At 30.9% G+C, this 21906-nt stretch carries 22 protein-coding genes; 21 read left to right on the top strand and 1 reads right to left on the bottom strand.

The features are described from left to right. The first annotated feature begins 12 nt into the window (after positions 1-12). From SCLAR_RS05105 to SCLAR_RS05075, 7 genes are all read left to right on the top strand, one after another. On the top strand, positions 13-429 hold the full coding sequence (locus SCLAR_RS05105; protein ID WP_100254857.1) for a hypothetical protein: 417 nt from the start codon (positions 13-15) through the stop codon (positions 427-429). A 113-nt stretch (positions 430-542) separates the two neighbouring features. Beyond that, positions 543-1607, top strand: a complete 1065-nt coding sequence (locus SCLAR_RS05100) for an aminotransferase class V-fold PLP-dependent enzyme (RefSeq protein ID WP_100254856.1) — start codon at positions 543-545, stop codon at positions 1605-1607. Between the two features lie 22 nt (positions 1608-1629). Then, on the top strand, positions 1630-2385 hold the full coding sequence (locus tag SCLAR_RS05095; RefSeq protein WP_100254855.1) for a DUF3196 family protein: 756 nt from the start codon (positions 1630-1632) through the stop codon (positions 2383-2385). A 61-nt stretch (positions 2386-2446) separates the two neighbouring features. Further along, positions 2447-3061 (top strand): hypothetical protein, encoded by a 615-nt coding sequence (locus SCLAR_RS05090; protein ID WP_146638068.1) that lies wholly within the window; start codon positions 2447-2449, stop codon positions 3059-3061. Between the two features lie 82 nt (positions 3062-3143). Then, entirely contained in the window at positions 3144-3491 is a 348-nt protein-coding gene (locus SCLAR_RS05085) for a hypothetical protein (protein ID WP_100254853.1), read from the top strand. 20 nt (positions 3492-3511) lie between these two features. Further along, entirely contained in the window at positions 3512-4804 is a 1293-nt protein-coding gene (gene obgE, locus SCLAR_RS05080; RefSeq protein ID WP_100254852.1) for a GTPase ObgE, read from the top strand. A 79-nt stretch (positions 4805-4883) separates the two neighbouring features. Continuing rightward, entirely contained in the window at positions 4884-5717 is an 834-nt protein-coding gene (locus SCLAR_RS05075) for a hypothetical protein (protein WP_100254851.1), read from the top strand. A 14-nt stretch (positions 5718-5731) separates the two neighbouring features. On the opposite strand, the gene SCLAR_RS05070 is transcribed toward SCLAR_RS05075, so the two are convergent. Then, positions 5732-6238, bottom strand: coding sequence for a methylated-DNA--[protein]-cysteine S-methyltransferase (locus SCLAR_RS05070; protein WP_100254850.1), 507 nt, complete (start codon positions 6236-6238; stop codon positions 5732-5734). A gap of 130 nt (positions 6239-6368) precedes the next feature. Here SCLAR_RS05070 and nadE point away from each other — a divergent pair, with 130 nt between their 5' ends. The 14 genes from nadE (at position 6369) to SCLAR_RS05000 (ending at position 21888) form a co-directional block, all read left to right on the top strand. Beyond that, positions 6369-7106: an NAD(+) synthase gene (nadE, locus tag SCLAR_RS05065; protein WP_416374974.1), complete on the top strand. Its 738-nt coding sequence runs from the start codon at positions 6369-6371 to the stop codon at positions 7104-7106. A gap of 124 nt (positions 7107-7230) precedes the next feature. Continuing rightward, on the top strand, positions 7231-7722 hold the full coding sequence (locus SCLAR_RS05060; RefSeq protein ID WP_100254848.1) for a hypothetical protein: 492 nt from the start codon (positions 7231-7233) through the stop codon (positions 7720-7722). 256 nt (positions 7723-7978) lie between these two features. Beyond that, a complete protein-coding gene (locus SCLAR_RS05055; protein ID WP_211277545.1) occupies positions 7979-8251 on the top strand; it encodes a TIGR04561 family membrane protein in 273 nt (90 codons plus the stop codon). A 36-nt stretch (positions 8252-8287) separates the two neighbouring features. Then, positions 8288-9895, top strand: a complete 1608-nt coding sequence (locus SCLAR_RS05050) for an MSC_0882 family membrane protein (RefSeq protein WP_100254846.1) — start codon at positions 8288-8290, stop codon at positions 9893-9895. Further along, positions 9880-10986, top strand: a complete 1107-nt coding sequence (gene hemW / locus SCLAR_RS05045) for a radical SAM family heme chaperone HemW (RefSeq protein ID WP_100254845.1) — start codon at positions 9880-9882, stop codon at positions 10984-10986. Before SCLAR_RS05050 ends, hemW begins: the two co-directional genes overlap by 16 nt. A 79-nt stretch (positions 10987-11065) precedes the next feature. Further along, complete coding sequence (locus tag SCLAR_RS05040) at positions 11066-11803, top strand: hypothetical protein (RefSeq protein ID WP_100254844.1); 738 nt, start codon at positions 11066-11068, stop codon at positions 11801-11803. Positions 11804-11962: 159 nt separating this feature from the next. Next, the gene (locus tag SCLAR_RS05035) at positions 11963-14110 is read left to right on the top strand and encodes an ATP-dependent Clp protease ATP-binding subunit (protein ID WP_100254843.1); all 2148 of its coding nucleotides are present in this window, start codon (positions 11963-11965) and stop codon (positions 14108-14110) included. Between the two features lie 56 nt (positions 14111-14166). Further along, complete coding sequence (gene hrcA / locus SCLAR_RS05030) at positions 14167-15186, top strand: heat-inducible transcriptional repressor HrcA (RefSeq protein ID WP_100254842.1); 1020 nt, start codon at positions 14167-14169, stop codon at positions 15184-15186. Positions 15187-15188: 2 nt separating this feature from the next. Further along, the gene (locus SCLAR_RS05025; protein WP_100254841.1) at positions 15189-15764 is read left to right on the top strand and encodes a nucleotide exchange factor GrpE; all 576 of its coding nucleotides are present in this window, start codon (positions 15189-15191) and stop codon (positions 15762-15764) included. 23 nt (positions 15765-15787) lie between these two features. Further along, positions 15788-17572 (top strand): molecular chaperone DnaK, encoded by a 1785-nt coding sequence (gene dnaK / locus SCLAR_RS05020; protein ID WP_100254840.1) that lies wholly within the window; start codon positions 15788-15790, stop codon positions 17570-17572. A 60-nt stretch (positions 17573-17632) separates the two neighbouring features. After that, the gene (locus tag SCLAR_RS07320) at positions 17633-18781 is read left to right on the top strand and encodes a DnaJ domain-containing protein (RefSeq protein WP_100254839.1); all 1149 of its coding nucleotides are present in this window, start codon (positions 17633-17635) and stop codon (positions 18779-18781) included. Between the two features lie 60 nt (positions 18782-18841). Next, on the top strand, positions 18842-20092 hold the full coding sequence (locus SCLAR_RS05010) for a hypothetical protein (protein WP_100254838.1): 1251 nt from the start codon (positions 18842-18844) through the stop codon (positions 20090-20092). Positions 20093-20098: 6 nt separating this feature from the next. After that, positions 20099-21223 (top strand): tRNA 2-thiouridine(34) synthase MnmA, encoded by a 1125-nt coding sequence (mnmA, locus tag SCLAR_RS05005; protein WP_100254837.1) that lies wholly within the window; start codon positions 20099-20101, stop codon positions 21221-21223. A gap of 59 nt (positions 21224-21282) precedes the next feature. Beyond that, positions 21283-21888, top strand: a complete 606-nt coding sequence (locus SCLAR_RS05000; RefSeq protein WP_100254836.1) for a hypothetical protein — start codon at positions 21283-21285, stop codon at positions 21886-21888. The last annotated feature ends 18 nt before the right edge of the window (positions 21889-21906 follow it).

Here is a 21906-nt window from a genome sequence, read left to right as displayed (position 1 = left end):
CATCAAGAAGATATGGTCATAGCTACATTTGAAAACGAAGGCTTAAATAATGAAATTATTAACTATTGTCGTCAAAAACAAATCCCCTATATTGATATTCTAAAACAAAGTATAAATAGTTTTATAGTACAAACTAATGAACTTGAAGTGTCAGACCAAGCATTGGTTATTAGTGAGATCTACAATTTTAATGTCTGTGCTAATCGGGATTTAACTGATCGCTTAGTTAGTTCAATGTGTGCTGGAGTTTTATTTACCCAATTTGTTTTAGATGATAGGTATGAAAATCTATTAAACTTTTGCTTAAATCAAGGTAAAGAAATTTTTGTCACAACTTTTAATGAAAAAGTTTCTGATAGCACTGAATTATGGTTAAAAAATGGAGCAAAAATTGTAAATACTGCCAAAGATATTATCCACGAACTGTAATTTTTATCTCTAACCAAGGTTAGAGATTTTATTTCCCAGAGTGTGCAAAATAAATATTTCTTAAAAATTACACTAAATAATAGAGTATAATATTTTAAAAATGGAGGCAAGTCATGAATACCAAATCAGTGATTTTTACACCTGGACCACAAAAGGTTGAAGGAATTTTAGATAAAGAAAGAGCAGTTTTTCACCGTTCATATGAAATGCAAAACCTAATTGCAGAATTGGTTGCAGAAATGAAAACATATTTTAAAAAGCAACATGCTTACTTGTATCCAATTCCAGGAACAGATGTAATTGACCTCTTTATAAGAAGTGTTGATAAAAAGCAACAAAAATGTGCAGGATTGATCAACACAGGTTATTGAGCACATAACATTGCAAATGTTTTGGAAGGTAACAACATCAAAGTTAATGAATATGCTCGTGATATTTTTAATAAATCAGAGGCTGAATTAGTAGAAATTTTTAGTCAAGAACCAGCAACAGTTTTTTATGCAATTGCTTCAGAAACCAGTACAGGTGAGTTTTTTAATTATAAAAACATCTACAAGGCATTGAAAAAAACAGGTAAATATTTATTTATGGATGCAATTAGCTTGCCAGTTTTTTATTTTGAAGGTAATGATAAATATAATTTTGATGCAGATTTTACAATTTATAGTTCTGCTAAAACTTTTCATGCTATGCCTGGATTTAATTTCATTGTTACAGATATTGATGTAGCAACTGAACCATTATTTAGTAATGCCAGTTACTCATCACTAAAGTTATATGCAGATTTTTTGAAGAAAAATCAATTTCCAAACACTATCAACACATTATTATTTATGGATTTTAAAAAATGTTTTGAATACACAATCTTTAATATTCCCCAAATTAAAGCTAAAATTAAAAATTTGCGAGAACATCTATTGCAGAAATTAAATGACAAAGAAATTATTTATTTAAATCAAGAACATGATGCTGTTACTAATTTAATGGCATTAAAATTACCTGATTACATGGTTTCTGATGAGTTTATGAAATTTACTGAGGCTCAAAATTTATTTGTTGGCCGAGATTTAATGGGTCAAAACTCAATAAGGGTTTGCTTTAATTCTTACAACACAATTGCTGAAGTTGATTTTTTAATAAAACTTATTAAAGATTTTAAAAAAATTAGTTTAAAATAAATTATGAATTGAGGTAATGACAATGGCAGATAATTATTATGAAACATTACTAAAAGATATCCAAATTTTCATTGACAACCAAGAATACAATAATGCTGCAAAACTTATTACCAATGAATTGGCAGCTCCCTACATTCCAGGTGACATTGAGGTTAAACTCTATGAGTATAACCAAATCATTAATCAACATTTAGTGAATGATTTAGATGATTCAATGTTAACTTGAAATGTCGACAAGGTGGCCCAAATAATGCAACAAAGTTTAAATCAAGAAATGCATTTGTTAGCATTTGAAGCATTAAGAGGGTTAAATGCTCGCCAAATCATCCCACTGATTAAAACCTACTTACAAGATAAGGCAATTAAAAATGAATACAAAACTTTTTTAATGATGATTTTAATTGAGCAGAAAGTTGATGAAGATTTTTTAGTATATAAAAATGATAATAAAATTGAGATTATTTTTAATCCAGCAACTTTTGATGTTTCTGAATCACAAAAATTTTTAGCAGATTTAGAAATGCAATTAGAACTGTTAGTAAATTCAAAAAACCCTAGTCTATATACTGTTTGTAAAAACTATGCAAGTGCCTACTTTTACAATGTTTTTCCAATTTTCAGACTTGATCAATTTGAACTTAATGATGTTTTAGCTTTTATTATTATGCACTCAAAAAAAGCTTTGGGGTTAGAGTGAGAAAAACCATTAACAAATTTATTAACATACAATCATGATAAAGCCTTGATGCTTTTGGAAAAATATCAAGCTAGCTTTTAACTACAACATTTAGAGATTATTTGGCTTTTTGGTATAATAAATTACAAGTCCAGGAGGTAAAATGATGTTAGCAGTGCATTGAACAGAGTACATAAATGTAATTGGAGGTTTGCTTGGAGCAATTGCAGCCATTATATCTATTTTATTTGCTTGATACATTTATCGTTCAGATTCAAAGTTTTTTGTCAAAAAGCACAAAGATAGAGAACTTTATAATTTAAATATTGATTTAGATAGTTGTTTAAATAAAATTGATGATCTACTTGGTGATGAACCAAGTAGTGATGAAATTTCAAAAGTTGAGCAATTAAATACTAAAGCAATTGGTGGATTACAAAAATACATTAGTCGTTCAAAAGTATCAGCAATTAAATGCTCTAACATTATTAATGAAATCTTTCGTTACAGTGCCTTGCAACTTGAAGATATTGACAGTGAATTTGAAAAAGAGTTCACTTATTGAAAAGAACAAGCAGAAGCAGTAGCAAAATATGTGAAACAGTTTAATGCTTTGTGCAATCAGTTTGATCACCAATTAAGTGAAATAATTGATAATGGTGTTAAAGCTATTGACACTAATTATATTGATAAGATTGTTACTATACTAACAAATCTGCGAGAAAAAATGGTTCACTTTAAAGATTATTTATATGAATTAAAAGCCATCAAAGAATAACTAACTAGGTTATTCTTTTTAATTAGTGTATTTATAACTAACTATGTTAATATTATAAGAGTTTAGTGTAAAGGAAAATAGTATGAAAAAAACAGAATTCAAACAAGAGGACTTTAAAAAATTTGAAGATCCTAGAAATATTATGATTCAATTATTTGGGATTGCCTGTTCAGTTTGTGGTATTGATGAAATTGGTTATGTTGTTACCAATGCTCCAAAAACTGTAGGAACCTTAGCACAAGAGATATTGGCATCGCAACCCAACATTGAAGATGATGATTTAGAAGCAAGTTTAACACCATTAATTGATGCTTGACAAGAGTTTGATGATTATAATGCTTCAATTGGTGTACCAACATTTGCTTGTGATAATTGTTATCAGCAATTAATTGATGGAGAGATTCAAATTTCAACAGTTGCAGAGCAATAACACAGAGATGAGGAAGTAAAATGAAATTTGTAGATTTAGCTTATTTTAATATCAAATCAGGCAAAGGCGGCGATGGAGCTGTCTCATTTCGTCATGAACTTTATGTTCCAGATGGAGGTCCGAATGGAGGAGATGGCGGCAAAGGCGGCGATGTCATTTTTGTAGCTGATGAAGGTAAATCATCACTTTTGGATTTAAAGTTGCAAAAATTTTATGCAGCTCAAGATGGTTTTAAAGGTGATATTAAAAATATGCATGGGAAAAATGGTAAAGATGTCATCATTAAAGTTCCTGTTGGAACAGTTTTGTATGATGCTCAGTCTAATAAATTACTAGCAGATTTTATTGAAAATGATCAAACCCAAGTGTTAGCAATTGGTGGTAGAGGGGGCAGAGGGAATGCTCGCTTTGCTAATTCAAGAAATAAGGCTCCAACAATTTTTGAAGCAGGTGATCCAGCAATTGAAATTAACATAAAAGCTGAGTTAAAAGTCTTAGCAGATGTTGGGTTTGTTGGTTTACCAAATGCTGGAAAATCAACACTTCTGAGAGCTATTTCAAATTCAAAACCAGAAGTGGCAGATTATCCATTTACAACAATTAACCCACAATTAGGTGTCAGTCGTGATAAAAGTGGGCGAACTTTTACTGTGGCAGATTTACCTGGATTGATTGCTGGGGCAAGTTTAGGGAAAGGGTTAGGGCATGAGTTTTTAAGACATATTGAAAGGTGTCGCATTATTTGTCATGTTATTGATATGTCAGGAAATTATGGAACTGAAGATGTGGTCCAAAATTATGAATTAATTAAACATGAATTAAAAGAATATAATTTAAACTTAGACAAAAGATTTGAAATAATTGTGGCTAATAAAATTGACTTAGATGAAGCTCAAATCAATGTGCTTTATTTTAAAGAAAAGTATCCAAACAAATTGATTGTAGAAATCTCTGGTTTAAAAAAACAAAATATTGAAAAATTATTGTTAACCATTGGTGATGCTTTAGAACAAGTTAAAGATGAACCTTTATGACTAATTAATGATGATGTGGCAATTGGTTATAAAGTTTACAAATTTGAAGGTGATACTAAAGATGTCCAGGTTAAAAACTTGGGTAATGGTCGTTGAAGTGTTAGTGGAGCTGATGTTTTAAAAGTTTATCAAAAAACACCAATTTCAACTGATGACAATTTGCTATTGTTTAATGAAAAGTTAAAAAAACTTGGTGTCTATGATACCTTACGTGAAAAAGGTGCACAAAAAGGTGATTATGTGCGTATCTTTGATATTGAATTGGAATGAATGGACTAAGTCATTTTCACTCAAAATTATTTGCAATATTTTAGTGTTAAAACAAAAATTTGATATAATTTTTAGAAGGGGGAATGAAATGTATAAATTGTCAAGTTATAAAAAGAGTATTAAAATCTCATTATTGGTTTTAATGGGACTATTAATCTTCTTTCCAATTAGTGGGATTATTTTTGATGCCACTGATCGTTTGATGCACTATGATTACTTTAAACCAACTGCTGCTGGACCAAGTTTATATACAGTAGATCAATTGTTTGCTTGAATGTTTGTGGCGTTTACTAATTGGTATGCATTGTATTGCGTACTTTACGGAATTGTCTTTTTGGGGAGACTTGCATTTAAAAATGAAAAGTCTGAATTTGAAAAGTACTTTTTCAATATTATTAACTTAGCTACTTACAGTGTTGTGGTGGCACTTGTCTTTTGACCAGATGTTTTTTTACAACTAGTAAAAGGGGAAGGGTTTATTTTTACTAATTCTTGAATGAAAAATATAGTAACTGTAAATATTCACCTAATTGCTCCAGCAATTGTCTTTGTATTATTAGGTTTCTTTGCCAAATATGAGAAAATTGATTTTAAAAACTACTTAATTTATAAGAGTTATTATGTGTTAATTTTACCAATGGCATGAGTAATTTATGGTTGAATTCGTCTAGCAATTTATGTTGAAGTGCATGGTTTTGCTTTTGATTCAGGAACATTAGTTTGATGAAATTCATATAAGGTTTTAAATCCTTATGTAAATCCAGGATTGGCATGATCATTGTTATTTGTGGCTATTATTGTAATTTATGGGATTGCCATTGGAGTTACACAATTATGCTTATTAACCAAAAAACTTGATTCTAAAAAAGCAGCAAACCAAGGTGAAAAAACTATCGAACAAAACAGCAAATCTCCAACTTAATGGTTGGAGATTTCTTATTTTGACAGAAAGACACCCTCATTATTTAAAAGTTGTAATTTTAAGGCACTACCACCCCTAAATTTTAGTTGACTTTGTTTCCCAATAATTCTGTGGCAAGGAATTAACAAAAAAATTGGATTTTTACCAACTGCACTAGCAACTGCTCGCACAGCCTTGGGTTTTTGGATGCTGGCTGCTAATTCCCCATAAGTTTGAGTTTTTCCTCAACTTAATCTTGCTAAAGTTCTTCAAACTTTTTGTTGAAAGGGAGTACCAATTAACATAAACTCAGTTACATACTTATCAACAGGTTGCCCTTGAAAGAACTGATTTAAAATATTTAAAATCTGAGTTAAATCCAGATGGGGATCTTCATTAAAAACATAATTTTTCTTGGCAAAGAGTTGCTTTAAATCTGAGCTATGATCTCCTAAGTAAATTACTTTGTTTTCACAATAACCAACACAAAGATTTAAGTTATTAGTTTGAAATGATTTGTAGTTTATAATTTTTGTTTGCATTTAAATAACCCGACTTTCACTTCAATTATATCTAAAAATAAACTTTTATGAGTGATTTACCATTTTTTTTAGTTTTTTTATGATTGCTTCTTGATTAGAGATATAATTAATTTAAGTTTTTAAAGGAGAAATAAGTATGAGTTTAGCAAAATATTTAGATTATTTAGTTGAATGGTTACAAGTAGAAGTGAAAAAAAGTGGTCAAACTGGAGTCATTGTTGGGGTTAGCGGTGGAATTGATTCAGCTGTTGTGGCAGCCTTGGCAAAAAAAGCCTTCCCAAATAGTTACTTAACAGTATGAATGCCCTGTGAATCAAGTGATTTGGACAATACTTGTAAAGAACAATTAGTAGAACAACTGCAATTAAAAAACTTAGTGGTTGATTTAAAAGCACCATTTGCAGCTATGGTTGCAACTTTAAAAGCAAGTGGTAGCAAGCTAACTCAACTTGCATTAGCAAATACTAAGGCTCGTTTACGTATGACTTCTTTATATGCCTTAGCTCAATCAAATAATGCTTTGGTTTTAGGTACAGATAATGCTGATGAATGACACATTGGGTATTTTACTAAATTTGGAGATGGAGGAGTTGATTTATTACCACTAGTACATCTGTTAAAATCTCAAGTTCGTGAAGCTGCTAAACTATTAAATGTTCCTGAAATTATCATTAACCGTGCTCCAACTGCAGGGTTATGGTCTGATCAAACTGATGAAAGTGAAATTGGTTTTAGTTATGATTTAATTGATGATTATTTAAGTGGTAAAGCTGTAGCTGTTGATGTAAAAGTTAGAATTGAGCACTTACATAAAATTTCTGAGCACAAAAGAACATCAGCTCCAATGCCAAAAAAATATCAAAGTTAAATAGATTTAATAAAGATATTTGTAAAAATTAATGTGAATTATTCTTAATTTATTAATCTTTTTAAGAAATCAATTTAGATTGGGGTATACTCATATTAGGAAAAATTAAAGAGGAGACATAATTATGACAGATAAACAAGCCAAAGACATTTCTGATTACCTTGATAATGCTGCAGATGAAGTTGTTGACCTAATGTTTGAGGAACTAATTTCAGGGATGAGTGTTTACTTTGCCGTTTTATTATTTGGTGAAGAAATTGAAAAAGCATTTGAAAATCCTGCAAATAAAGAATTGGAACCAAAAGCAATTGCACAAATAGTTAAAAAAGCTGATATTGGTAAAGAAGAAATCTTTACAACCTTATTAGGTGCTTTAGAAAGTGAAGACAATGCTATTGATTTTGCAGAAGATTGTGTTGAATCTATTGCCTTTAATCCAAGTTACCCTCAACCATTGTTGGAAAAAATTAATGAGTTAGATATTGACAGTAAAGAATTCTCAATAGAATTAATAATTACTTTTAGAGATCAATTTATTGACTTCTTTTCAAATGATTTAGATGTGCTTGAATGGAAAAATGACATTATTGATGCACTTGTTGCAAACTGAATGTAAAATAACTAGTCAAACTAGTTATTTTTTATTGATTTAAAAAACAGATAAAATCATTGACTTATTAGGGTAAAATATAGCAAGTCAGTGAATTCGAACAGATATTTTTTTACTTCTTAACCACTTATTGTTATTTTTATTTAGATAAAAGTGGAGAATTCTAATCAAAAATGTAGAAATTACAGTTGAGTTTGTGGTATTATATCTTTGAATAGTAGATGGGGCAAAAATTTACATTCACATATGGGCAAAAAGTTAGGTGATTTTCGTGCTTGCAGTTTCAGATCTTAAATTCATAGTTTTAGATGTGGAGATACCATTATGAAGCATTCTTTTGGTATTTATGTTTATTGCACTAATTGCTTTTACAATTTACATTTTGATTTTCTTAAATAAGGGCAAAAATTATATTTTTGATAATCAAGAAGTTGACAGCAAAGAATTTTTAAGGTTAGAAAAGTTTGAAGACCTAAGAAATGACTTTGAAGTTGAAATTGGGCAAATTAAAAAAATTAGGAAATCAACCAAGTAAATAGCTATTTTGTCCCTATTAAGGGAGGCAAGTAATATGGCATTTTTTGGATTATTAGGAAAAGACAATAAGACAAACAGTCAACCTCAGGGTGACAATTTTGGTGTTCAAAACATTCAGAATTTACCAAATCATCAAAATAATAATATGATGCAAGCAAGTCATGTCAATAACTTGCAACCAGGGTATCAACCTCAACCTCAACAACAAATGCCTCAACAACAACAAATAAATTTTGCACAAGATGAGAGATTAAGTTACCAAAGAGATATTTTAAGAGAAAAAAATGAAATCTATAGAGATAATCAAACTCCTAGACTTGATAATGTTCCCACAAATTCCTATCAAACAAATTATGCACCCCAACGAGGTCAACAGCAAAATGTTTATCAAAATCAATACCAACCTCAACAACAAGTGCAACAACAAAGTTTAAGTAATTATGTACCCCAACAACAATTATATAACCCAGGTTTAGCAAACAATGCACCAAATCAAGGGTATTATCAACCCAATCCGCATATTTATCAAAATCAACCTGTTGAAAACCAGCAACCAGCTGGTAATGAATTTTATTACCAGAATGCAGGGGTGGTTTATGAAAATCCACCAACAATGCCAGCTGATTATGATAATAGTTTTTATGCAAATAATTATCAACAAGCAAGTCCTTATCAAGGCAACCAATATCAACAATTTTACCAAAACCAAGTTTATCAAAATTATGGTCAACCACAAGGGTATGTTGTTAATGGTGCTTATGGTTATGAAGAAAATGTTAATTATGCACCAAATCCATACAACAATTACCAACACAATAATGGTGATAGCTATGCTTCTCAGTATAAAAAAGCCAAGGTAATTGAAAAACCAATGGTTAGAGAAATTAGAAGTGAGAAATTCAGAAACATTTTTCTAATGTTTGCAGGAATTATTGGTATTGTGGCAACTTCACTGATGTTGGCAGTTTATTATAATGCTAATGAAGCTGGAGTATTTATGGGCATCAAAAAAGAGAGTGTAATGTATCCATTTGCCTCAATTTTCTTTTTACTATTAGCAATTGCTTGTTTTGGTTGAGCAACAACAGATCTGGCATTGCTAACAAATGGAGTTTCAAAATTCTTATATGAACAAAAATCTGGTTATGAAACAATTCCCTATTTTATTATCCGAAACTACAAAAACATGATTGCTCGAGAAGTTTATGTTAACTGAATTGCTTTTGCAACCTACATTGTAGGATCAATTTGTTTAGGAATCTTGTATTTTTTACAAGGACAGTATCAAGGTTCAATTGATAGAGGAGTACTGCCTGAAGTTAAATTCTTCTTTTGAACCATTGGAACATTAAAATCATTCAAAACAGACATTACCATCAATATCATTATTCTCTTTGCAATGTTTGGTTTCCATATTTTTAACGTTGTTTCAACAAGAAGTAGAAAAAACAATATTGCAGGGTACTATAACCATGAACCAATTAGTCCAACTGAAATCAGAGAAATTAAAAAGAGAGCAAATCGAACTTGTTTAATTATTATGCTTGTGATTTTAGCATTAATTCTGATTGCTATTATTATTCCTTGACTAATCATTAGGAAGAAACAAGGTAAACCATTAAGACCATGAAGTCTAACTTAGAAACAAAACAAATTAAGAGTCTTTATGTTCACATTCCATATTGTGAACATATTTGCTTTTATTGTGACTTTGTCAAGGTTATTAAACCAAAAAAAGCAGAATCTATTGATCAGTATTTGGATTTACTAGCAGCAGAATTGCAAAACTATGGTTCGCGCTTGGATGAACTTGAATCAATTTACATTGGCGGAGGAACTCCAAGTTGTTTGGATATTAAACAATCAACAAGATTATGTGAAATGTTGAGCCAGTATGTAAAAAAAACTGGGTTTGAATTTACAATTGAACTAAATCCTGAGTCAATTACCAAAGAAAAATTAGAGTTGTACCAAAAATACCATATCAATAGGTTAAGTATTGGAGTGCAAACTTTTTCAAATCCTCTGCTTAAAAAAATTGGTCGAGTTCATGATAACACCCAAGCCATTGAGATGTATTTGCTAGCAAGAAGTCTAGGTTTTAAAAATATTAGTCTAGACTTAATGTATAACTTATTTGATCAAACTTCTGCAGATATTGCAGTAGATTTACAAATGATTGAAAAATTATGTCCAGATCATATTTCTTGGTATTCATTGATTATGAAAGAAAGTTCAGTGTGGGGAAAACGTAAACTAAATTTACCAGGCAATGATGAACTTTTTGATGATTTAGTAAATACTGGTTTAGAAAAACTAGGTTACCAACGTTATGAAATTTCAAATTATGCTAGAGCAAATAAGCAATCAGTCCACAATCTGTCATATTGAAATAACTCTTTGTTTGCAGGAGTTGGAGTTGGAGCCAGTGGATTTGAGTATCTTGATGGACAGTATTATTTAACTTCAAATAAGGGTAATGTTTTAAATTACAAAAAAGAATTTGAAAAATTAAGCACAGCTGACTACTATTTTCAAATTTTGATGATGGGCTTAAGATTGGTTGATGGGATTGATTTAACCCAAACTGATAATAAAAAAATGTTTGATTTTTATGAGGCAAAAATCACTGAACAAGTCAAACTGGGTTTTTTAGAAATTTCTGCAAAGAGATTAAGGTGTACTAAGAGGGGTTTTAACATTATGAATGAGATTTTAATCACTTTTTTATAAAAAAATTTAAAATTAATGGCGAATTCTTTAAAATGACTACGATTAATTAAATGTAGATTAAATTAAAGGAGTTGTCTCAATGATATCAAAACTTCAAATAAGTAATTCTATGCATTCTCTAATAACGAACCGCAGAGCAAGAAAGGTTAAACCCATTTTAGGTTTAATAAACGCCAGTCAACAGCAATCGCAGCCACAGACAGGTATTTTAACTAGATATTCACAATTGCTTAATTCAGCAATTAGAGAAGCAAATTTTTATGAAATCAAAAAACAATGTTCTCTTGAATTTGCCAGAGATCCTGTTTTACTATATGAGTTAGTTGTCTTAGAAAATCTGACTCAAAAAATCTTAAAATTACAGCAATTAAACCTTGGTAGCTGTTTTGAAAAAAATCAATTAAAAATTGTGCAAGGTTTATTTCTGAATCAAATTCGTTTTGATGCAAGTATCTGATTTAACTTGTCAGACAAACAAAGACAAGTTATTAATTCAGAAGAAAATGTCTTAGTAAAACATTTAAATCTAGATTTAATCAATGTTGAGGATAATAGATTTAAACTGAGTTATAAACAAAAACAGCTAATTATAAAAATTTCCCAATCTAAACTTTATGATGATCTTGACTTGGGTGCTTTTGAACCAGAAAGCTACAAGAGTGTTCAAAACATTATTGCAATGTTTAAACTCTATAAAGAAACCATTAAGTTTGAAGCAACCGGCCAAAAATATCATTTTAAAAAACTTAAACAAGCCACTGTTAGCCAGATTATTTCTAGGTTAATTAGACAAAACATTATTGAAAACCAAGTTTAACTTGGTTTTTTTATTATCTACTGTCCTGAGTTCAAAGCCAATTTTCAGTCAGATTTTTTAATTTTTAGCGCTTAAAAGTTGACTTTGCTATTTTTTTTTATATAATAAAATTATTAGCAATTAAACATTGAGAGTGCTAATTATAAAGGGGGTACAATTATGGAATTTAATCAAAAACCAGATCCAAGCAACGATCCAGATATTTTGGCAAAATATACAAGAGATTTAACTAAGGTAGCCAAAGATGGAAAGATGGACCCAATTATTGGTAGAGATGATGAAATTATGAGAGTGATTCGTATTTTGAGCCGAAAAACCAAAAACAATCCTGTCTTAATTGGAGAACCAGGAGTTGGTAAAACTGCAATTGCAGAAGGTTTAGCTCAAAGAATTGTTAAAGGAGATGTTCCAAGTAACTTAAAAAACAAAAAAATCCTAGAATTAGATATGGGAAGTGTTATGGCTGGAGCTAGTTATTTAGGAGAGTATGAAGGTAGGGTAAAAGGAATTGTCAATGCCATTCAAAAAGAACAAGGTGAAATCATCTTATTTATTGATGAATTACACCTGATTGTTGGTGCTGGTAAAACTGGTGCTGGTGGAGGAATGGATGTTTCTAATCTATTAAAACCTGCCCTTGCTCGAGGTGGTTTAAAAGCAATTGGAGCTACAACCCTAAATGAATATCGAGAATTTATTGAAAAAGATGCTGCTTTAGAAAGACGTTTTCAAAAAGTGCTAATTTCTGAACCAACAGTTAGTGAAACAATTTCAATATTAAGGGGTTTGAAAGAAAAATATGAGGCCTACCATGGAGTGAGAATTCATGATAATGCTTTGGTGGCTGCAGCCCAATTAAGTGATCGTTACATTTCAGACCGTTTTTTACCAGATAAAGCAATTGATTTAGTTGATGAAGCTAGTGCTACTATTAAAACTGAGCTTGCCTCAGTCCCAACTGAGTTAGATCACATCAATAGAAAAGTTATGCAACTTGAAATTGAGCGTGCTGCTTTGAGTAAAGAAACTGATGAAAAGTCAAAAGATCGTTTGAAATTAAATGAAGCAGAACTATCAAAACTAAAGGTGAAACAATCTGATTTGAATACCCGTTGAGAAAATGAAAAAAATGAACATGATAAAGTAAATAAATTACGTTCATCATTAAATCAACTAAAAATTGAGTTAGATTCTGCTCAATCAAATGGTAAGTATGAAAGAGCTGGAGAAATTCAGTATTCACTATTACCTGCTATTGAAAAAAAATTAAAAGAGGAAGAAAAGAAAAGTCATAACAAATTAATGTCAGAAGAAGTTACTGAAAAAGAAATCACAACAATTATAGGTAGATGAACTGGTATTCCAGTAGAAAACCTAATGGAATCAGATCGTGAACGACTAATGGGATTAGGCACAAACTTGAAAAAAATGGTTAAAGGTCAACCTGAAGCTATCAGTGTAGTGTCAGATGCAATTTTAAGAAGTAGAAGTGGAATTAAAGATCCATCTAAACCAATTGGAAGTTTCTTATTCTTAGGACCAACAGGGGTTGGAAAAACTGAAGTGGCTCGTAGTTTAGCAAGAGCATTATTCAGTAGTGAGAAAAAAATGATTCGCTTTGATATGAGCGAATACATGGAACGTCAATCAGTTTCTAAACTAATTGGTTCTCCTCCTGGTTATGTTGGTTATGAAAAAGGTGGTAGATTAACTGAAGCAGTTCGTCGCCAACCTTATGCCATTGTCTTGTTTGATGAGGTTGAAAAAGCACATCCAGATGTGTTTAATGTATTATTACAAATTCTAGATGATGGAAGAATTACAGATTCTTTGGGAAAAACCATTGACTTTAAAAACACCATTATTATTATGACTTCAAATATTGCAGCAGAGTACTTGTCATCAACTGAGCCAGAATTAATTGATGAATCAGTTATTACTGAAACTTTGAAAAAATTCTTTAGACCAGAGTTTTTAAATAGAATTGACAACATTGTTAAGTTCAACCCACTTTCAAAAGAAGTGGTATATGAAATTATTGAAAAAACCTTAGAAGAATTAAAAACTAGAATCTTTGAAGCAAATGAGTATATCATTAACTTTACAGAAGCAACTCTAGAGAAGATTTTAAATGAAGGTTATAACCGTGAATATGGTGCTAGACCAATTAAGCGTTATATTGAGAAAAACATTGAAACCCTAATTGCGAGAGCAATTGTTAGTGAAGAGATTGAGAAAAAAAGAAATTATGTTCTTGATGTGGAAAAAGATCACTTTATTATCACAAGTGCAAAAAAATTGAATTAGCACTTGACCAATAAGAGTGCCAGTGTTAAACTAAATAGGGTAAGGGAGTGAGCTATATGACCAGTAGACAAAGTGCTATTTTAAAAGCTATTACTGAAGAATATATTAAAACAGCTTCTCCTGTGGGTTCAAAAAGAATCCAAGAGGTGTTGGAGATTGAAATATCTTCGGCCACAATCAGAAACGAGTCAGCGTTTTTAGAAGAAAAAGGCTATTTAGAAAAAGCACATACCTCTTCAGGGAGAGTACCATCTTCAAAAGGTTATCGTTATTATGTTGATAACCTGATGAGCAGTAACAATATTGAGGATTATAAGTCTCAAATTGAAGATATCTTCAAAAGAAGGGGTTCCACAATTGATGAAATTTTAGAACAAACTTCAGCAATTTTAAGTGAAATGACAAATCTAGCAACAGTAGTTTCAAAATCAAACTACTCAGATGAATTATTGCTTGCCAAGGTAGAATTGGTGAGACTTGATGAAAGAAATGCAGTTGTGTTATTTGTTCTATCTAATGGAAAAATTGAAAACAAAATTATTGATTTAGATAATGTCACTTTTGAGGAATTGCAAATTGCCATTGAATTGTTTAATGACAGATTAATTAATTCTAAGATTTCTGAAATTGAGTACAAATCACAAGCCATTTTACCTGTTTTAAAACAACAGATCAAAAAATATGAATTTGTACTGCAAACCTTTATAAATGCAATCTTGCATGCAAATTCTTCTCAATCAAAAACAAGTGGAATGTCAAACTTGTTACAAAATCCAGAATTTAATGACCCAGAAAAAATTAAAACCTTAATTGGGTTCATTGAAAATGCATCACCATTTGCTTGGTTTAAAACTCAATCAACAAACATTAGTAAACCAGCAGTTGCAATTGGTTTTGAAACTGGTATTGGCAATGATGATTTTGCAGTAATTGGTACAAATTTTTTGACAAATCGGGGTGAGCAAGGGTCTTTGGCCCTTGTGGGCCCCAAACGAATTGAATACAATAAAGTATCAAAACTGCTTGAGTGGATAAGTCAGATGATTGAAGAAAGGTTTAACGAGGAAGAAAAATAACTATGGATAAAAAACAACAAAAAAAAGTATTAGACTTATTTGAACAAATCAAAAAAGAACTGCAAATTGAACCAAAACCAGAAACTACAGATGAAAATGTGGAGTTAAGTCCAATTGAACAGTTAGAATTAGAATTTGCAGCATTGCTTGATGACAATGCTAAATTAGCTGAGGCAAAGCTGATGGCTGTTGCTGATAACCAAAACACAGTGAAGCTTTTTCAAAAAGAGGCAATACTTGTACGCAAGTATGGTGGGGAAAAGTTGGCAAGTGAAATGCTACCAGCAATTGATATGTTTAAAAGTGTGTTTAACTCACTTGAAGACAAGCCTGAAATCAAAAATTACTTAATGGGATTTGAGATGGTGGTCAACCAAATTGATCAAGCCCTAAGTAATTCAGGGGTAACCCAAATAACTACAAATATTGGGGATGAATTAAATCCAGAAATACATTATGCAATTGAACAAATTGAAACTGACCAGGTTAAACCAGGTCAGATTGCAGTTGTAGTCTCAAATGGATACAAACTATATGATCGAGTTATCAAACATGTAATAGTAAAAGTAGCAAAATAGTTTTAAGAAAAGAGGAGAACATTATGGCAAAGGAAAAAATTATAGGAATAGATTTAGGAACAACTAACTCAGTTGTAGCAGTGATGGAGGGTGGACAACCCATTGTTTTAGAAAATCCTGAAGGACAACGAACAACGCCATCAGTAGTGGCATTTAAAAATAGTGACATTATTGTTGGGGGAGCTGCTAAAAGACAAGCAGTAACAAACCCAAACACAGCAATTTCAATTAAACGTGAAATGGGAACAAGTCACAAAGTAAATTTAGAAGGTAAAGATTATACTCCTGAACAAATTTCTGCAGAAATTTTAAGATATTTAAAAAAATATGCAGAAGATAAGTTAGGGCAAAAAATTTCAAAAGCAGTAATTACAGTGCCTGCTTACTTTAATGATGCACAACGTAAAGCAACAAAAGACGCTGGAAAAATTGCAGGACTAGATGTTGAACGTATTATCAACGAACCAACTGCTGCAGCATTAGCATATGGAATTGATAAACAAGATAAAGAACAAAAAGTTTTAGTTTATGACTTAGGAGGGGGAACATTTGACGTTTCTATTCTAGAATTAGCTGATGGAACTTATGATGTTTTATCAACTTCAGGGGATAACAAACTTGGTGGAGATGACTTTGACCAAAAAATTATGAACTGAATTGGTGAGCAAATTAAAAAAGAATTCAATATTGACTTGTCAAAAGATAAAATGGCTTTACAAAGATTTAAAGATGAAGCTGAAAAAGCAAAAATTAACTTATCAAGTCAAGTTGAAACTGAAATCAACTTGCCATTTATTGCCATGAATGAAAATGGTCCAGTTAACTTTAGTACTAAACTTTCAAGAAGTGAATTTGAAAAAATTACCAAAGATCTTGTTGAAAGAACTAGAAAACCAGTTGAAGATGCTTTAAAAGAAGCTAAATTAAAAGCTATTGATATTAATGAAGTTTTATTAGTTGGAGGTTCAACAAGAATTCCAGCTGTTCAAGTTTTAGTAAAATCATTATTGGGAAAAGAACCAAACCGTACTATTAACCCAGATGAAGTTGTGGGAATGGGAGCTGCAATTCAAGGTGGTGTTTTAGCTGGTGATGTAACTGATGTTTTATTACTTGATGTAACTCCATTGACTTTAGGAATTGAAACAATGGGTGGAGTTATGACACCATTAATTCAAAGAAATACAACAATTCCAACTGAAAAATCTCAAATTTTTTCAACAGCTGCTGACAATCAACCTTCAGTTGATATTAATGTTCTACAAGGTGAAAGATCAATGGCTGGTGACAATAAATCATTAGGTCGTTTTGAATTATCAGGAATTAAACCAGCTCCAAGAGGAGTACCTCAAATTGAAGTAACATTTAAAATTGATGTTAATGGGATTGTTTCAGTTACTGCAAAAGATAAAGCAACTAATGAAGAAAAAACAATTACAATTTCAAACTCAGGAAGTTTAACTGATGCTGAAATTGATAAAATGGTTAAAGAAGCTGAACAAAATGCAGAAGCAGACAGCAAAAAACGCAAAAATATTGAATTAAGAAATAAAGCTGAATCATACTTGAACATTATTGAAGACTCACTAAAAGAGGGTGGAGATAAAGTCAGTCCAGAACAAAAAACTCAATCTGAAGCACTGGCAAAAGATATTCGTGAATTAATTGCCAAAGAAGATTATGAAGCATTAGAGAAAAAAATGACTGAATTAGAGCAAGCAATGAAAATGGCTGCAGAAATGGTGCAAGCACAAAACCCAGAAGCAAATACTGACCAAATTGATGATAAAGATAAAGATGAAAAATAATTGCATTAAAAACAACTATGCTAAAATAGTTGTTTTTATTGATAAGAGAGGTGTAAACTAATGGCCAAAAAAAAAGATTTTTATGAAGTGCTGGGAGTCAGTAAATCCGCAACTGAAGATGAGATTAAAAAAGCTTATCGTAAATTAGCAAAGCAGTATCACCCTGATGTTAGCAAAGAACCTGATGCAGAAGAAAAATTCAAAGAAGCATCTGAAGCTGCTGAAGTTCTATTAGATCCAGAAAAAAGAAAATTATATGACCAGTTTGGTCATGAAGGAGTAAGCGGTGCCGGACAAGGCTTTAGTGGTTTTGGTGGCTTTAGTGATTTCTTCTCAAAAATGTCTGGTGATGGCGATGATTTTTTCTCAGATATCTTTGGATCGTTTTTTGGAGGATCTGGCAGAAGCAATCAAGGTTTTGGTGGCTTTAGAGGTGGTAAAAAAAGTCAAAGAGGAAGCGACATTGTAGTTGAACTTTATTTAACTTTAAATGAAATTATGTTTGGTGTTGAAAAAGAAATTGAAATTGACTTAATTACTAAGTGTGAAACTTGTGATGGTTATGGAGCCTTAGACAAAAATGATGTAAAAACTTGTGATATGTGTAATGGCCATGGTTCAGTCACTGTGTTACAAGATATGGGAATTGCTAAATTTCAAACTCAACAAATTTGTCCAAAATGTAAAGGGGCTGGGAAAATAGTTGTGAACCCATGTAAAAAATGTAAGGGTGATGGAGAGTTAAAAAGTCGTGAGAAAGTGACTCTCCCAATTCCCAAAGGTCTTTCACCTGGTCAACAAATTGTGCTGAGAAACTCTGGGCACTTTAACAGTGAAACCAAAACCAAAGGAAATATTTATGGAAATATTAATTTAAAAGTTTCTAAAAAAATTAATATTGTTAACTCTTATGACATTAGAACTACAATTAATGTCTCTTATTTAGACGCAATTTTAGAAAATGAAATTATTCTTGATACACTTGATGGACAAGTGGCTGTTAAATTACCAAAAAAAGTAAAAAATGGTGATGTCATTACTTTACACAACCATGGGCTGTACCAAGGTGTGAAGTCACACAAACGGGGAAATTTATTATTAGTTGTAAACCTTGTTATACCAGACAAAATCAATGACAAGGAAAAAACTGCTTTAAAAGATGTTTTAGAAAAAACTGATTTTAAAGTTACAAATGAAATTAAAGAGTAGCCAAGTCGGCTATTTTTTTGTAAATAGTTTATAATATAAATAAATAATGGAGGGGCAATTATGGCTGATAAAATTAAAATTTTAAAAATTAATCGTCAAGACCAAGATGAAATTAATGCAGTTACTGATAAAAAACATTTTAGTCCAATTGCTGAACCATGATTTGAAGAAGAAACAGAAACTTCATTAACAATGGATTTTGATGAGACACAAGTTTTTGATTTGGCTAAGAAAAAAACTTTAAACAATGAGCCAAAAATTACTTTAATTCAAAATGCCAATTCTCATTTTTTAAAGTATGGTGAAGATTTTGAATTTAACCTAAATCGTGCAGATCTTGATGTCAAACAATTTGCCTCAATTAAAGTACTTGATGGTCAAAATATTAAACAACAATCAAAATTACCAGAAAACATTTTAAATTTGAGAATGAATTCTTATGCAAAAGAACAATCTCAAAAAGATGAGTTGCTTGACAAAATTAATAATGAACCAAATTGTGAAGTTCATTTAAAAAACTATGTTTTAACAAAGCAAAATTCAGGATTAGCAAAAGAAAGAATTGATGAAATTCGTCAGAGTTTAATTGGTAATACTCCAGTTAGTGAGAATTTAATCAAACCAGCTCCAACCAAAAACTTTAAGGTTGAAGAGGCATCAACAATCAAACCAGTTTCAGAATTTGAAAATTCAGCAACTTTAGAAGCAATCCCAACCCTGGCACCAACTCCAAGCATTAAGCCCAAAGCAGTTGCCAATGAACAGACTACTAATACAGGTGATATTAAAGATATTTTTTCAAACTTTGAGAAAAAAATCAGCAATAACCCTAAAAAGGGGCAAACTCAAACTCATGAGGTTGATTTATTAAACACAACCACAACAGACACTTTGCAAGTGCAGCCAAAACCAATTAGTGAGGAACTATTTCAAAAAATTGAAACTGAATTATCTTCAGAACTTGCAAATAAAAACAAAAGCACAAATGATAATTTTAAATCTCAAACTTCACACCGTCTAAACACAAGTTTTTTAGATTACACAGTTTCAGATAAAACAGATGATATGGAGCGTGAAGTTGCTAAAAGAACAAAAAGCAAGAAAAAACAACGCTTTGAATCAAGTGGGGAAACAACTGTTATGCTAAATAACATTGTTTCTGCTGCTGAAAAAAACCAAAAGAAAGCAAAAAAGGCTTTTGATTTTAGTGACTATGAAGCTTGATTTGGTGAGTCAAAAGAAATTGATAAACTAGGAAAATTGACAAAAAAAGATAAAAAAAGAATGTTAAAAAAACAAAAAGGAAAGTAATAAGCTATGAAGAAACAAAAAGTGATTGTTGGTATGAGTGGTGGGGTTGATTCCTCTGTGGCTGCTGCGATTTTATTAGAGCAAGGTTATGAAGTTGAAGGGCTGTTTATGCGAAATTGAGACAGTAACCTTAACAATGACATTTTAGGAAATAAACTTGAAGCTGAAATTTGTCCTCAAGAGCAAGACTATTTAGATGCTCAAGCAGTTGCTAAAAAATTACAAATAAAACTTCACAGAATAGACTTTATTGAAGAATACTGAAACTATGTTTTTCAATATTTTATTGAAGAATACCAAAAGGGTCGCACACCAAACCCAGATATTTTATGTAATAAATTTATAAAGTTTGATAAGTTTTTAAATTATGCCCTTGAAAATTTACAAGCAGATTTTATTGCTATGGGTCATTATGCAGGGGTAAGATTTAATGAAAAGTTACAAACTTTTGAATTGATCAGAGCAGTTGATGTTGAAAAAGATCAAACTTACTTTTTATGTCAATTAACGCAAACCATGTTAGCAAAAACTCTTTTTCCCTTGCAACCCTATCAAAAGGCTGAAATTAGAGCCTTGGCAAAAAAATATCAGTTAACTACAGCTGATAAAAAGGACTCTACAGGGATTTGTTTTATTGGGGAGAGAAATTTTACAAAATTCTTGCAAAATTACATTCCCAATCAACCAGGAAAAATCATTGATATTAACACTAATGAAGTTTTAGGAGAACACATTGGGGTTATGTATTATACAATTGGTCAAAGAAAAGGTTTAAATCTTGGTGGACAAAAAGAACCCTATTATGTTGCTAAAAAAGATATAGAACAAAAAATTCTTTATGTCTCAAAATTAAGTGATGAAAGTTATTTAAAATCAAGCCAATGTTTGGTTACTGAATTTAATTTTATTAGTGACATTGGCAAGTATTTTTCAGGAAAAGAATTTACTTGTCAAGCCAAATTTCGCTATCGTCAACCAGATGTGCAAGTCAAAGTAAACCTAATTGATGCACACACTTTGCAATTGACCTATTTAGAAGAAGTTAGAGCAGTCACTGAAGGTCAAGAAGCAGTATTATACTTAAATGAGGTTTGTTTAGGTGGGGGAATTATTGACAAAGTAAACATTTAATTTTTGTAAAAAATCTTAAAAATAAGTTAAAATCATAATGGAAACAAGGAGTGAAATTAATGCAATATGTAATTATTGTGGCAGTTGTTGTTGTATTAGCATTTATTATTATTGCTCAAATAACAAGTAAAAAAAGTCAAAAAAAAGAACAAGCAAAACGTAAAAAAGTAGTTAAAGAGGAAATTAAAAACTACTTGGCAGCAAATTTTAATCAAAAAAACCTAAGAATTGAATATGAAAAAGTATTTGCCCGCAAAGGACCTGAATACAAATATCGAGATGTTTTTGATGTAATTGTGCAAATGTATGATGCTAAAACCAATAAATTAATGGATATTAAAGCCTTTGAAATTGAAGGAATTACCACAAGAGCAGATCGTAAAACAGTTACTACCACTTGAAATGTTAATGGTGAGTCAGATATTGAAGATACCAAAAGAAGAATTGCTATTGCAGAGAAAAAGGTTAAGTTAACAAAAGAAGAAAAAAAAGCACTAAAAGCTGATGAAGTTCACAGAGCAAAACTTGAGGCTCAAAAAGTTAAAGAAAAACAAAAAGAACTTAAAGCCCTAAGAATTGAAGCTAAAAAAACTCCTGTTAGCAATGTTATTGATCCTGAAAAAAAAGCTGGTACAGTCAAATTTGTACCTCGTCGTAGTAAATAATCAAAACATATTTTAAGA

The organism is Spiroplasma clarkii (genome assembly GCF_002795265.1).
Lineage (GTDB): Bacteria > Bacillota_I > Bacilli_A > Mycoplasmatales > Mycoplasmataceae > Spiroplasma_A > Spiroplasma_A clarkii.
Note: the sequence above shows the minus strand (reverse complement) of the source record. Positions and strands in the feature narration are given on the sequence as shown.